The organism is Salibacterium qingdaonense, from assembly GCF_900114715.1.
GTDB lineage: Bacteria > Bacillota > Bacilli > Bacillales > Marinococcaceae > Salibacterium > Salibacterium qingdaonense.
Genome location: NZ_FOTY01000023.1, coordinates 1 through 14,383, shown reverse-complemented (window position 1 = coordinate 14,383; position 14,383 = coordinate 1). Strand labels below are relative to the sequence as shown.

The window sequence follows — 14,383 nt, the reverse complement described above, 5'->3', positions numbered from 1 at the left end:
TATATGAAACGATGGTTGTGCCTCTCGTTCCTGGCAGCGGCTGTTCTTGCAGGATGTAATCAGGAATCACATCCACCCCCTGAGAACCAGCCTTCCAAAACAGGAACGGAGCAAAACGTTCAGAAAGAAAAGCCTGATCCGGTCGAAAGAAAAGTGAAGAACATGACGATGGAGGAAAAAGTGTCTCAGATGCTCTATATCGGATTGCAGGGGGCCTCGTTATCCACAGATGAAAAATCCATGATCCAGGCGGGAGCGGGTGGTATTTTTCTTCTTGGCGGTAATATCGAAAACGAAACACAACTTGAACAGTACATGGCCGGTATCAAAGAGGCGGATGCGGAGACAGAGATACCTCTTTTTCTTGGAGTGGATGAAGAAGGGGGCAGGGTCAGCCGGATTCCGGATACGATAGAAAACATCCCGGCGGCAGCTGTTGTCGGGCGTTCCGCAGATGAGGAAACGGCCGGTGAAGTCGGGCGGCTGCTGGCGGAAAAAGTGAAACGGTTTGGATTTAATATGGATTTTGCCCCGGTACTTGATGTGAACAGCAACCCTGACAACCCGGTTATAGGGGATCGTTCCTTCGGTTCGTCTCCTGAAACAGTATCCCGTCTGGGGACAGCGGTTATGCAGGGAATGAAGGAAGAAAACATCATCCCGGTCGTGAAGCATTTCCCGGGCCACGGGGATACGTCCACCGATTCGCACGTCCAGCTTCCGGTCGTGGATAAAACCAAAGAGGAAGTGGAGAACATGGAACTTCGTCCATTTCAGCAGGCCGTGGAAGAGGGCGCGGATATGGTCATGACCGGGCACCTTCTGTTTCCGGCGGTGGATGAAGAGTATCCGGCCTCCATGTCTGAAGAGGTGATTACAGGGATGCTGCGCGAAGATATGAATTTTGATGGCGTTGTTGTCACCGATGATATGACGATGGGAGCCATTGCCAACCAATACGGCATGGCGGAAGCAGCTGTTCAGTCGGTAAAGGCCGGCGCGGATATGGTGATGACCGCCGATGCCGGAGGCGGGACGTTTGAAGAGATACAAAACGCTATGCTGCAGGCGGTGGAAAACGGAGAGCTGACCGAAGCCCGGATTAATAAAAGCATGACAAGAATACTCCGTCTGAAAGAGGATGTTTCACTGGACAGCCGAACCCCTGCCACGGTGGATAAGGAAGCGCTCAATACATCGATAAGAAACGTTGTAAACCGTTTAGACTGACAAGGTAAAGGGGTAAAAGCTGTTCAAGGAAGAAAGTTATGATAGCGCTTCCTTTGCTGAAAAGCGAAAGGAGAACCTGTGTATGGATAGGGCACAGTCCAGGTTGCAGGCAATCTGGGAACGAAGCGGCTATGCGGTATATGAAATGGACCTGCATGGTTTTTATTTAGATGCCAATAAAAAAACAGAAGAAATCACGGGATACGCTCGTCATGAGTTCGAAGAGCTGTCGTTTCATGCGGTGGTACTTGTGGATGAAATCAACAAAACGAAACACCATTTCCGGCTGGCGGCCCACGGGGAGACGCAGCATTACGAGGTGGATATTGTAAAAAAAGACGGGACGGCGGCCACGCTGCACGTTTCGAATTTTCCATTAATAGAAAACGACCGGGTTGTCCGGGTCATCGGTATGGCAATAGATATCACCGGCAAAAAACAGGAAACGGCGCGAATGCACCGGATGGCTTTCTATGATGCGATAACGAATCTTCCAAATGAAGCGCTGTTTCTGGACCGGCTTGAACAGACTATCCAGCAGAGCAGATATGAAGAACGGAAACTTCATGTCCTCTGTCTGCACATTGATCAGCTGTCTGACCAAACGGAAACTCTTGGAACGCCGGATGAATACGAACTGTTTCAGGCTGTGATTAATAGGCTGATGACACACCTGCGCCCTGAAGATTCAATGGCCCGCGGGGCAAAAGATCAGTTTTTCTGTCTGCTTCCTGCCGTCTTGGAAGCAGGGGAGATGGAGTACACCGCAGAGGATATATTGAGTATTTTTGATCATTCTTTTCTTGTGTCCGGTACAAGTGTCCGTTTAAAGGGGCGGCTTGGCATCGCCGTTTCCAGCGGCACGGATGGAACAACCGCAGGGGAGCTTCTGGAGCAGGCCCGAACTGCGGCACAGACCTGTGAATTCGGGTATGAAAAAGCCTGGCAGTATTATGAAACAAAGATGGAAGAAACCAGGTACTGGAAGCGGCAACTTGGCTATCATATCACAACGGGATTAACAAAGAATGAATTTTATCTGGAATATCAGCCCATTGTAGAGGCAGCATCGGGTCGCCCGCTGCTGATGGAAGCGTTGATCCGGTGGGAGCATCCAACGCTTGGAAGGGTCTCCCCCGGCCGCTTTATCCCGCTCGCCGAAGAATTGGGGTCCATTGTCGCACTGGGCAGGTGGGTGCTGATGGAATCCTGCAGCATGGCAGCGTCCTGGAAAGAAGCAGGACATCAGAATCTCATTGTTTCGGTGAACGTATCCGTCAAACAGCTGCTGGAAGGCAAAGCGTTTGTCCAGACGGTGAAAGAAGTTCTTGAGGAGACTGGACTTCCACCGTCACTGCTGGAACTTGAAATCACGGAAACGGTGCTGATGAGTAAGGAAGGGGATATTAAAAAAACGCTGGAGCAGTTGGAGAAACTCGGTGTCCGTCTGGCAATCGATGACTTTGGAACCGGCTATTCCTCCCTGACGCATCTGAATACCTTTCCGGTTCATACGTTAAAGATTGATAAATCGTTTATTCAGAATCTCCCTCATCAGGAAAACAACAAGGCCATTGTTTCCTCCCTTGTGACGCTGGCCGGTCAGCTTGACCTCCGCTCCATAGCCGAAGGAGTGGAAACAGCCGAAGAAGCTGCGGTGCTGAAAGAAAAACAATGCCAAGGCCTGCAGGGCTATTACTTCAGCCGTCCGCTGCCGGCATTTGAAGTACCGGCCTATCTTCAGCGGATGAACCCGGGAACTACTTTCCCCTGATACGTCAGAGACGAATCAGGGGTTCAGCTATGTAGACACAGGGTTCGCTATATTCCCTTTTTCACCGATAGAGAGGGAGACGGATCCAGTGAATGTTGATAAAACCCCACTTATTTCCAAGTAAAAAGGTGCTTGCCCAAACCTGTTTCAGGGTATGGGATAGTTAGTTACACATCTTTTATAAGATGCGGTACCATGTAGGAGAAAGGCAGATGCTGTCCCCGGCGGTAGAATCGAATAACGGACTGCCTCAGGCGGACGGATTCGATTAGGAGAAGAGGCGGGATTATGCATAAAAACAAAAGCATCATTGTTGTTGGTGCGGGTGTGGCAGGACTGGCTTCGGCCATCCGCCTGCAGCACGCAGGGTATCAGGTGTCTCTGTATGAGAAGGAGTCCATGCCCGGCGGCAAAATGCACCGCATAGAAAAAGACGGATACCAGTTTGACCTCGGTCCCAGCATTGTAATGATGCCGGAGCTGTACCGGGAAGTATTTGAGCTTGCCGGCAGAGATCCGGATGATTACATTCCGATGGACAAACTGGAACCGATGTACACAGCCTTTTTCGGAGAGAACAAAGAAGACAGCTATAATATGTCATCAGATAACGCGGAACTGATGAAGACATTGGAGTCTTTCGGGGACGAAGATGCTTCCGGCTTTCTGAAGTACCTGCAGACGATTCATGAACGCTTTCTTACCGCGAAACATCATTTCATCCAGCGGCCGTTCCGCAGCCCGTGGGAAGTGCTTCACCCTTCTGTACTGCGCCAGGCCGCGAAACTGCGGACACTCGGGAGCGCGGATACGTTTGTCGGGAAATTCATCAAAAATAAGCGGCTGAAAGAAATGATAAGTTTTCAGACATTGTATATCGGCGTGTCCCCGTATAACGGTCCTTCTCTGTACACGATGATTCCAATGATTGAACATCTGTACGGCGTCTGGTTCATCAAAGGCGGCATGTATACGATGGCGGCTTCGATGGAGCGGCTGTTTCTGGAACTGGGAGGTGACGTCCACTACAACAGTCCGGTGGAAGAGATTCTGATTGAGAACCGGCAGGCGTATGGGATCCGCACCGGCGGTCAGGAGGTTCATGCCGATCATGTGGTATGCAACGCCGATTTTCCCTATGCCATGAAGCATCTGGTGACAGATGAAAAAGCGAAAGGGAAATATACCGACAAAAAAATCGACCGTATGAAATATTCCTGTTCCTGCTTCATTATGTATCTCGGCATGGATAAAAAGTATGAAGGACGCGTGAATGTCCATAACTTTGTATTCGGTAAAGACCTGAAAGAAAACATTGAAGACATTTTCGCCGGCCGGAAACTCGAACATCCGTCGTTCTACGTGCATATCGGTTCGAAAATGGATCCGTCCATGGCACCGGAAGGAAAAGATGGATTGTATATTCTGATGCCGGTATCGGATCTGTCGACCGCGGATTACAAGTGGAATGAAGATACGGTTGCGTACTACCGCTCGCGTGTGTTTGAAGAGCTTGAGAAAATAGAAGGTTTCGAGAACATGGAAGACCATATTGTGTCGGAAACGCATATGACACCTCCCGATTTTGAATCGAAGTTCTACGCTCACAATGGAGCCTGCTTCGGCCTTCGTCCCAACTTGATGCAAAGTAATCATATGAGACCGCAGAGCAAGGCGCCTAAATGTGAAAATCTGTATTTTGCCGGAAGCAGCACGCATCCGGGAGCCGGCGTACCGATTGTTCTGCTGTCGGCCCGGATCGCATCGGAAGAGTTGATCGCAGACGATCAGGCGGATCAAGTTCAGAAGCGGAGGGGTGGTGCACATGCCGGAGAAAAATAAAGTAAGCAGCCTGGAGATGGATTATAAATACTGCGAAGATATTATCAGGCAGCATTCCAACAGTTTTTACTATGCTTTTTCCCAGCTCCCGAAAGAGAAGGCGGAGGCGGTTTATGCGGTATATGCCTTCTGCCGCCGGGCTGATGACTGTATCGATACGGCAGGTTCCCGGTCTGAACAGGTCCGGCAGTTGAAACAGCTGCACCACGAGCTGGTATGGTTTTCGAAAGGAACACCGGTGGACCACCCAATCTGGAATGCGCTTGGGGATGTATTCGAACGCTTTGATATGGAACTGCAGCCTTTTTTTGACCAGTTGTCCGGGCAGCGCATGGATATCGACTTCACAATGCCGGAGACGATGGAGGACGTGGAAGGGTACAGTTATTATGTTGCCGGAACGGTAGGGCTCATGCTTCTGCCCATTCTCGCGGTGGACAATGTCCGCTCCTTGAAAAAAACGGCCATCGACCTTGGCATTGCGATGCAGATTACAAATATTCTGCGGGACGTGGGCGAAGATCTCACGCAGAATAACCGGATTTATCTGCCGCGGCAGGAAATGAAGCGGGTATCGTACGAAACGACCGACCTGGAGCAGGGTGTGATTAATGAGAGTTTCATTGCGCTGTGGGAAACGATGGCCCGGCGTGCGGAAACGCTCTACGACGGGTTTGAACAGTATATTGACTGGTTTGATGAAGACAGCCGGAACCAGGTTCTTCTTTCCGCCGGATTGTACCGGGGGATTCTCGACCGGGTACGCAGCCGGCAGTACAACTGTTTTCAGTGAGGAAGAAAAGAGGTGAACCGGCATGAAGGACGATGGCAAAACGGTTATCGTGACAGGAGGCGGTCTGGGCGGTCTTTCCGCAGCTGTGTCTCTCGCGCAGAGCGGATATAACGTTACCCTTTATGAACAGAATGACCATCTCGGCGGCAAACTGAACCGCCTGGAACAGGACGGGTTCGGGTTTGACCTCGGACCGTCCCTTTTGACGATGCCCCGTATCTTTGAAGCATTATTTACCGGCAGTAACCGCCGGATGGAAGACTATATCCAGACGGTTCGGCTCGAGCGGGAATGGCGGTCGTTTTTCCCGGACGGCACAGTACTTGATCTGTACGGCGATTTGACGAGAATGCTGGAAGAAAATGAGGCACTGGGAGAAAAGGATATCGAAGAATACAGAACCTTTCTTTCCTACGCCCGGACCATTTATGATGTGACGGAAAAAGGGTATCTCGGCCGCGGCCTGGACACGCTGCCGGAGATTCTCCGTTTTCACGGGTTGAAGGAATCGTGGCACGGGTTTGATTTCTTCTCCACCATGCATGAGGCCATTGCAAAACGCATCAGCCATCCGAAGCTGCGCGATATGGTTTCTTACTTTATCAAGTACGTCGGCTCTTCGCCGTACGACGCCCCGGCTGTGCTCAATATGATGGTATACATGCAGCACGCCGAAGGGGCATGGTACGTGCCCGGCGGCATGCACAAAATCGCACAGGGCATCACAGCACTTGCCAAAGAAATCGGCGTGGAGATTCACACCGGGACCGGCGTACGGCGTTTTGTGAAAGAAGAAGGCGGCCGGATTGCGGCGGTCGAACTGGAAGACGGCACCCAGCGCCGCGCCGACTATTTTATTTCGAACCGGGAAGTCATTCCTACCTATGAAATGCTGCTTGGAGAGGACACGTCTTATCTTAGAAAACTGGAGAAAAAATATGAACCGTCGAGCTCCGGTCTCGTGCTTCACCTCGGGGTGGATAAGTTGTATCCTCAGCTGTCGCATCATAATTTTTTCTTCTCCAATGATCTAAAGGCGCAGATGAATAAAGTGTTCCACCGGCACGAGCTGCCGGATGATCCGACGATTTATCTTGTGAATGTGAACAAAACCGATCCCTCCCAGGCCCCTGAGGGTCATGAAAATATCAAGGTGCTGCCCCACATCCCGTATATTCAGGATGAGCCTTTTTCGGACCGGGATTACGAATGGTTCCGCGGGCGCGTGCTGAATAAGCTGGAGAATATGGGGCTCGAGGGTCTCCGGGATCACATTGTCACCGAAGACCGCTGGACGCCGCATGACATCGAGCGCATGTACGGGTCGCACCGCGGATCGATTTACGGTACGTTATCGGATAAGAAGAAAAATAAAGGATTTAAGCACCCAAAGCAGAGTGAGCGCTATGACAATCTGTATTTTGCCGGCGGCACAGTGAATCCGGGCGGCGGCATGCCGATGGTGACCAAAAGCGGCCAGCAGGTCCGTGATTTGATTGTGGAACGGGACCACGGAGGAAGGAGCAGATAATGCTTACATTTCTTTTTGGAGCGGCAGTGGTGCTCGCTGCAGCAGGTGTGGCAGCCGGCGCATGGATGCTTTGGCGGATACCGGTTCCGGCAGAGACGGGCGGCACCCCGGAGAAAGGTGTGGCGGATGTCACTGTTATTATTCCGGCACGCAACGAAGCACGCCGGATCCGGCCGCTGCTGGAATCGATGCGGCGGCAGACGGTACAGCCGCTTGAGATTCTTGTTGTGGATGATGCGTCCAACGACGATACAGCGGCAATTGCGGCTTCGTGCGGAGCGGAGGTGCTGCCGAATAAAGAACTCGAAGAAGGCTGGACCGGGAAATCGGCCGCGTGCTGGCTCGGGGCGCAGCGGGCCGCCGGGGACAGGCTGCTGTTTCTCGATGCGGATACCGTTCTAAGAGAGAAAGACAGCCTGCACCGGATCCGGTCGGCATTTGATGAAAACGGCGGCCGCGGTCTTCTGTCCGTACAGCCGTATCACGTCATGCATGAGGGCTATGAGTATTTGTCCGCCTGGTTTAACGTGATTGTGATGGCGGGCATGAACGTATTCACGCCGCGCGGGACTGCGCTCCGTGAAGCCGGGTCTTTCGGGCCGTGTATTATGTGTTTGGGAAGCGACTACTTCGCCGCCGGCGGGCACAAAGGCGTGCGCGAAGCGGTCATGGATGATTTGGAGCTTGGCGCCGCGTTCCGCCGTTCCGGGTTCCCCGTTTTCTGTTACGGGGGACGGGGCATTATTGATTTTCGGATGTATCCCGAAGGTTTTCGTTCCCTCGTCGAAGGATGGACGAAGAACTTCGGCACCGCCTCGCAGGCGACGCATCCTTTTGTGACCGTGCTTATCAGCCTGTGGATCAGCGGAGGTATGGCGGGGATGCTTCTCCCTCCCGCTGCGCTTCTTTTTCCGCTTCCGGGATGGACCGCCTTCGCAGCAGCCGCCGCTTACGGCGTGTATGTAATGCACACGGCCTGGCTGGCGCGGCGCACCGGAACGTTCCCGCGCTGGATTTTTCTATTCTTCCCGGTGCTGCTTCTCTTTTTCCTCGGATTGTTTCTCTGGTCGCTGTATCTGACGAATGTCCGCGGCACCGTCACATGGCGCGGACGTAAAATTAACGTGTAAGGAAGGGCTCCTGCTATGCCGCTTGTTGAGCTTCCGCTGTACTGGGTTGTCATCCTCGATATCGCCGCCTGGGGCGTGTTCCATATGGCCGCATCAGCCGCATGTTACTACATGCCCGCGCGCTGGTTCAGTGCGCCTGCCGGTCTGTACCGCATCCGGAACTGGGAGCGCGGCGGCCGCTTCTGGCAGAAATACCTGCGGGTGAAGAGCTGGAAGCATCTTGTACCGGACGGCGCCGCCATGTTCCAGAACGGCTTCGCCAAGAAACAGCTCCAGCAGCAGGATGCCGGTTATCTCGGCGTATTTGTGCTGGAGTCGCGCCGAGCTGAATTGACCCACTGGCTCACCATCCTGCCCGGTGCTTTGTTTTTTCTATGGAACCCGCTCTGGGCCGCATGGATCAACGTCTTCTACGCGCTGGCGTTGAATATTCCCATCATCATCCTGCAGCGCACCAACCGCGCCCGCCTCGAACGAGTCACCGCACGGCGGAAACCAGACCGCTAACCTTCAAAATGGATCGGTGTCTGCCGGATTGTGCACGTTAGAATCGAGCTAAGCGTCCCTTTTTCCTGATCGGGCAGCTATTTTAAATGTTAGACGCAGGCTAAGCGTCACAATCCCCACCGCTCGGCGCAATTGTGTACGTTAGAGAGCCCCGCACCGCTCTGTATCCAAACCCCACACCTAATCCATACCAAAGGGTTCGGTTTTTTTACAATAGGAGCATTCAAAGTATTATAGTGAATAAATTCATGTAGAAATAACCGGGGTATGGTAAACTACAGTAAAATAAATGGTAAATATGTGGGAGGAAGGACGACGTACTATGAAAAGTGGGAAATCACATCGCCGGGTTTAAGTATCTCCCCAACGGCAGATCAGCATTCCGAAAGACTTCGTCGAAGCTTTGCCATTAGAAGATGAAGTGTTCCTTGAGTTTACAGGGAAAGAAATCATCATTCGACCAGCCGATCCAGAATCGGTGGATTTTTCTGAAGATATTCTAAAAGATCTCATCAGCAGAGGGTATGAAGGAGAACAATTGATTGAGGCGTTTTTAAAAGCTAAATCGGACATACTTGAAGCTTTGGACGCTCTCAAACAGGAAGCTTTGCAGCAGCCATCCGTTACTGAATTGCTCGATGAGTATCTGAACGAGTTCGAAGATGACTGACAATCGGTTTCGCTGATAGAGTCGTGTTAATATATATTAAAAAGGCTTTTTTAGACCATGTACTTTTTTTTCACGTAACATAATAAATATTTCTTTCTTCCATTCCGACGATACATATTTGCTGTTCAAAATAGCATAATAACTATCACGAAGAACATTATACATTTTGGGGTTATTTGGAACATACCATACTTTTGATATTTTATTATGATAAAACCAAGCATCTTCATCATATAACGTGTCATATGTATCTTTGTCCAAAACATATTGTGCGGTTTTCTTAATTTTTATATAGCAAGTGATTTGAATAATAATGAGCACAAAAACGATTAGAAAGAAAATTGGAAAAATGACTGCCATCTTATATTCACCTCATTACATAAGAAAAGTATCACGCCTGTTGATTTACCATATAAAGGAATAGGAAAGGGTTCTATGAGGAGGGTGCATCTGTGATCAAAGCATGTATCCCCCTTTCTTTTTCGTTGGATGGAGCCGTCTGCTCAGGCTCCAGCGGGAGCAGCGTCAGCCGAAGATCACCGGAGGCTCATACGAGGTGAGTCAGATCGGCGCCCGGCAGGACGTGCCGAACTTAGCCGATCTTCCTTCCGGTATGCAGCTGAGGCGATGCCCTGCGGCTAAGGAGACACTGGGAGAACGACCGAAGGGAGTTCGAGCAGATGTCGCTCTTGTGTCCGGAGGGTGAAAGCGGACAGGAAAGGTGGAGTCCAACGAAACGCTTCCTATATTTGGATAATAAACAGCCGTGAAAAAGTACAATATTTTTATTATTATAGGTAATTATCACATGCCATTCATGTGATTGGGAGGGTGGTTATGGTCCGGCATGCCATGATTATGATCTGGCATATTATGTTCCGGGTTAGCGATCCCCAGTCCATGATCGATGCCGAAATGAGATTCATCTTTTATCATATCTTCCCCAAGTCGCGGCCCATGATGATTCGGGTCTCCGGTACCCATTCCATGGTTCATACCATGCATTTCATTTCGCATCTTATTATGGTTCTTCATAGAAAAAAAGTCATCAAAATCCTGAAAAAGAATACCTGTTTCGGATGCAGCTGCACCATTAGGAGAAACTGTGAAGGCTGCCCCATTCATCTGCAATGACCTAAGCTTATTGATTTTTTCTGTATCAGAAGAAGATGACTTTAGGATTTTATTCATTTCATTAAATTCTTTTCTTTCATTTCGTCGTTTTTTCACCAATGTGAAAAATAAAATAGAACCGGCGATGTACAACACAATATCCATATAAGCTCCTCCCTTTCTCTAAAGTAATTAAGCCGTTTCTGTTATGTCATTATCATTAAATGATACATCTAAAATGGGAAGATGAAGGTTTCGGCACTTGATTCGAACGTTTCTGTCTATTGCAAACATTTTTATGCGCTCATCTTTATTTTCAGTGTTTAAATAAGTTCCAATAATTTTGTCGTCATTATCACGTGGATTTAATTCCTGCTCTTCGAGAAACTTGTTGTCGGGTACTTTTTTTATGGTTACCGAAGTTGAAGTTTGTAATTTCTCGATACGGTCAAATGCTCTGTGAGCTAATTTCCGAGTTTGGCTTTCATTGTTTTTTTTAAGTCCATCGAGCTCGTTGAGGACTGTTCTACTGATGACCACTTTTCCTTGAGCGAGAGTATCAATTACTTGATCTTCTTCATGCATGAGCACATTCGTATCTAATCCAATCGCAAACCCCTGCTGAAAATCAGTCTTTATATTGTTAATCACTGCATCGATGTAAGCCCTGTTTTGGGTCTTTGCCAGTAGCTCTTTTATGTGTCTTTTCTTTTTCAGTAATTTCTTCGTAGTATTTGTGAATATAAGACCATCAACAATGACAGCTGCGAATATAAAAAGGATTATGGCACCTAATACATTATCCGAATTATCTCCTGTATTATCAGTTGATGAATTGCTTGGTATGTAGTTGTCTATTATCATTGATACTAACAAAGTTGATAAAATAATAAATCCTTTTATATATTGACTGTTGTAAATCTGCCCCAAACCAGGAAATGCGACAGATAATACAAAATTTAAAAAACGTGATGTTTTTTTGCGGAAGGGAATAATAACGATAAGCATCATTGAAATGAAAATGATTGAAATTAAAGTAAGGGTATTAGTAATATAAGCAAGCATGAATCTACTCTCCCAAAAAGTTTTCACTTATGTCATAAGAATTAAGTAATAGTATACTGGAAATAGTGGAAAATTTCCATAAGGATTTCTGTTTTTTAATACTTATTTTAAAAATGATGGTGTGTGAAAGTGCTCAACTTCATTGATTAAAATAGGAGGTTAGACCTTGGTTTAGTTAGGTGAACTAAATCTTTACATACTGTTTCTTATTAATTCAGTCAACAGTTGTATAAATATTAAATTCAGTTCACCTAACATAAACTTGAATTCATATGTCTTATTTCGATATTAACCTTGGTATTTCAATAGTTTGGAGTCTTACTACCTAGATAACAAGTAATATTTTACTACGTATACCAGTTGAATAACCTTGTAACACATAAGAAATTTGTGCCGACTAATCAGACAGATAAAAAGGCACTTCACACGTAAGGGGGATTCGATGAAACGGTCGGGATGGCTGCGGACCTTGCTATTTATTGGAGGCGCCGGGCTGCTTGTGCTGGTGGTCGAACTTTTCGGAAGTCCGATCAGACAGGCTGCGTTTGCTCAGGTGGACATGGAGGAACGATTTGATACGTTTCTTCAGAAAAACGATTTTACGGAAGAAGATATCTCCGAATACCACGGGGAAGATGGCAGCATACAAATGAACATAACAGATGATTTACACCTAAAACAGACGACAGAACGAATGTTGTTGGACAGAGAAAATACCCCGCTGCGCACGCAGTTTTCCGGTCCGGCAGATCTACAATGGCTGGAAGAATACGTAGCGCTGCTGAAGTATTCCATGGAATCGCCGGAAGAGACCGGATTTGCGTTTGAAGACATCGTGAGAGATATTATCGAACAAGAGAATCCTGTCAGTGAATATTATTTTGTTGGTGATATTCGAATATTAGTTCAGCATTATCAAAATTCAAACCATGAAAATGGCATTATCGATGTAGCAGTGCAGCATCGCTTGTTGGATGACAGGTTTTATTTTGGGGGCGTCACTGAACTAGAAGAGGCAGGCATGGAAAAGCGGTTACAGCCTCATCCGAGATTTTTGGAGATTACGGGGAACAACGGCACGGTCTCAGAAAAAGTGGACCAGCTTATAAGGCGCGGCAACATAAGAATGAATGGCTATATAGAGTACGGGGATAGGGAAGATTTATCTTACTACAATCATTTGGACAAGACACTGCAAAGTTTACTTCCCCGTACAGAACGCGCTCTGAAAGTCGTGGAGGATAAAACGCTCAAAAAAGATCTGAAAGAAGTGCAAAAGCTGATGCAGGGGCTTAAAGGTGAAGCGGCAGCTATGGAAAACTACGCGCAGAACGAATCCATACTGAGACTGGCGGAAATATTCCGTGACCTTAACTATTACGTCAGAGGAGAAATCACCTCAGAGCGGTCAAACACCACACACTTTGCAGAAAAGGTAAAGGAAAACCTCAACAACGGAGAATGGAATAGATAAATTTTACGAAGCGCGGATGAATCCGCGCTTTACTTGTATGTTGTGCTAAGAAAAAGATCTTTTTCATAATGACGAAGTGCCTGCTTCCATTTTTTGATTTTTCTCGGTTGTTTATTAGTACGATGTTTTACTTCTTCTTTAGAAAGAATATCGTCAATTTATTTTTTTGGTTGTTTAAGGCGCTGCTTATAACACTTTTAGATGTAGGCGGCATTGATTCCGTCAAATAAAACAAAAGGAGTTGATTTTTGATGAGCCACACTTATGAAGAAAAAAATGTTACGTCAGGCGGGGTTTATCATGTAATTACTACCCATCCTTCGAACATTAGAATGAGAGAGATTTTTAAGCCAATGAAAGAAACAAGTCAGACAGGTATTAACGGAGCAATCTTCAATAATGATTCAGGTAGTGATGCTTATTTAGACCCGTATGCACTACTTCATTATCAATATAACGAGGTAGGAGAAGGAACGTACAATCAAGGAAGTCAACAAAAAACGTTTTAAACTTACGAAATTAACGGTCTAATGTATGTAGACATTCACAATGGTTCCGATAACGAAAACGCAAGTATTAACGCCATTAGAAATATAGCACCTTCGGGTTCAAATGTAACAAATGCAATCGGAGGAAACAGTTTTGGGTCAGCCGACTACCAAGGTGATTACGGTCAGTACGAACAATGTTCAATGATTGGAAAAGATGGTAACTTTGTAGTTATGATTGTTACTAATGTACTTGACCCAAGAACAATACCGCAAACGTTAGAAGACCTAGACGCAATGGGTTATGACCCTTCTTATTTCGTTCATTTAGATGGCGGAGGTTCTGCCACTCTTAAGGACGGATTTTACTGCTGTGGCGGAAATGGAAGAAGAAGAATTTCAAACATGGTAGCCATAATGGACGCATAGGAATATTGAAAGACGGAGCTGTATCAAAAGGTGCAGCTCCTTTTCTGTAATATAGAAAATTCACCCCAGGCAGAAGCGGAAGGCGGCGACGCCATTTCAGCAGTTCGCCGGCTAAAACCGGTGACGTCCTGTGACCATCGCCGGCACTAGAACATCCTGTTCGTCGAAGCAGCAGCCGAAGATCCCATCAAACGGAGGCTCACACGATGTGAGTCAGATCGGCGTAGGCACAGGACGTGCCGAACTTAGCCGATCCTCCTTTACCACCATGTAGCTGAGGCGCTGCCCGCGGCAAAGAAGACACGGTGAGCCCCGGCGAACCGATGTCGCCCTTGTG

Annotated in this window: 15 protein-coding genes; 12 read left to right on the top strand and 3 right to left on the bottom strand. The window is 47.8% G+C overall.

Translation table 11 applies throughout. From position 1 onward, the window contains the following. The first annotated feature begins 3 nt into the window (after positions 1-3). From nagZ to BM058_RS14055, 8 genes are all read left to right on the top strand, one after another. The gene (gene nagZ, locus BM058_RS14090; protein WP_090927694.1) at positions 4-1,230 is read left to right on the top strand and encodes a beta-N-acetylhexosaminidase; all 1,227 of its coding nucleotides are present in this window, start codon (positions 4-6) and stop codon (positions 1,228-1,230) included. Positions 1,231-1,312: 82 nt separating this feature from the next. Next, positions 1,313-3,004 (top strand): putative bifunctional diguanylate cyclase/phosphodiesterase, encoded by a 1,692-nt coding sequence (locus tag BM058_RS14085; RefSeq protein ID WP_090927693.1) that lies wholly within the window; start codon positions 1,313-1,315, stop codon positions 3,002-3,004. 288 nt (positions 3,005-3,292) lie between these two features. Beyond that, complete coding sequence (locus BM058_RS14080; RefSeq protein ID WP_090927692.1) at positions 3,293-4,846, top strand: phytoene desaturase family protein; 1,554 nt, start codon at positions 3,293-3,295, stop codon at positions 4,844-4,846. Further along, positions 4,830-5,639: a phytoene/squalene synthase family protein gene (locus tag BM058_RS14075; protein ID WP_090927691.1), complete on the top strand. Its 810-nt coding sequence runs from the start codon at positions 4,830-4,832 to the stop codon at positions 5,637-5,639. Before BM058_RS14080 ends, BM058_RS14075 begins: the two co-directional genes overlap by 17 nt. Positions 5,640-5,661: 22 nt before the next feature. Continuing rightward, positions 5,662-7,170 carry a phytoene desaturase family protein gene (locus tag BM058_RS14070; protein WP_090927690.1) on the top strand — a complete coding sequence of 503 codons (1,509 nt, stop codon included), beginning with the start codon at positions 5,662-5,664 and terminating at the stop codon, positions 7,168-7,170. Continuing rightward, the gene (locus tag BM058_RS14065) at positions 7,170-8,300 is read left to right on the top strand and encodes a glycosyltransferase family 2 protein (protein WP_090927689.1); all 1,131 of its coding nucleotides are present in this window, start codon (positions 7,170-7,172) and stop codon (positions 8,298-8,300) included. Before BM058_RS14070 ends, BM058_RS14065 begins: the two co-directional genes overlap by 1 nt. A 15-nt stretch (positions 8,301-8,315) precedes the next feature. Continuing rightward, the gene (locus BM058_RS14060; protein WP_090927688.1) at positions 8,316-8,807 is read left to right on the top strand and encodes a glycosyl-4,4'-diaponeurosporenoate acyltransferase CrtO family protein; all 492 of its coding nucleotides are present in this window, start codon (positions 8,316-8,318) and stop codon (positions 8,805-8,807) included. 403 nt (positions 8,808-9,210) lie between these two features. Then, entirely contained in the window at positions 9,211-9,477 is a 267-nt protein-coding gene (locus BM058_RS14055; RefSeq protein ID WP_143083036.1) for a hypothetical protein, read from the top strand. A gap of 36 nt (positions 9,478-9,513) precedes the next feature. On the opposite strand, the gene BM058_RS14050 is transcribed toward BM058_RS14055, so the two are convergent. Beyond that, positions 9,514-9,837: a hypothetical protein gene (locus tag BM058_RS14050; protein ID WP_090927686.1), complete on the bottom strand. Its 324-nt coding sequence runs from the start codon at positions 9,835-9,837 to the stop codon at positions 9,514-9,516. 196 nt (positions 9,838-10,033) lie between these two features. Between BM058_RS14050 and BM058_RS18350 the strand changes: the two genes are divergently transcribed. Next, entirely contained in the window at positions 10,034-10,183 is a 150-nt protein-coding gene (locus BM058_RS18350; protein WP_177195574.1) for a hypothetical protein, read from the top strand. A gap of 98 nt (positions 10,184-10,281) precedes the next feature. On the opposite strand, the gene BM058_RS14040 is transcribed toward BM058_RS18350, so the two are convergent. Both BM058_RS14040 and BM058_RS14035 read right to left on the bottom strand, forming a co-directional pair. Further along, a complete protein-coding gene (locus BM058_RS14040) occupies positions 10,282-10,755 on the bottom strand; it encodes a hypothetical protein (RefSeq protein ID WP_090927684.1) in 474 nt (157 codons plus the stop codon). 27 nt (positions 10,756-10,782) lie between these two features. Then, on the bottom strand, positions 10,783-11,655 hold the full coding sequence (locus BM058_RS14035) for a PIN domain-containing protein (RefSeq protein WP_090927683.1): 873 nt from the start codon (positions 11,653-11,655) through the stop codon (positions 10,783-10,785). 442 nt (positions 11,656-12,097) lie between these two features. Here BM058_RS14035 and BM058_RS14030 point away from each other — a divergent pair, with 442 nt between their 5' ends. From BM058_RS14030 to BM058_RS14020, 3 genes are all read left to right on the top strand, one after another. After that, positions 12,098-13,129, top strand: coding sequence for a hypothetical protein (locus tag BM058_RS14030; protein ID WP_090927682.1), 1,032 nt, complete (start codon positions 12,098-12,100; stop codon positions 13,127-13,129). A gap of 251 nt (positions 13,130-13,380) precedes the next feature. Continuing rightward, positions 13,381-13,638, top strand: coding sequence for a hypothetical protein (locus BM058_RS14025; RefSeq protein ID WP_090927681.1), 258 nt, complete (start codon positions 13,381-13,383; stop codon positions 13,636-13,638). A 21-nt stretch (positions 13,639-13,659) separates the two neighbouring features. Next, positions 13,660-14,046 carry a hypothetical protein gene (locus BM058_RS14020; RefSeq protein ID WP_090927680.1) on the top strand — a complete coding sequence of 129 codons (387 nt, stop codon included), beginning with the start codon at positions 13,660-13,662 and terminating at the stop codon, positions 14,044-14,046. Positions 14,047-14,383: the final 337 nt, after the last annotated feature.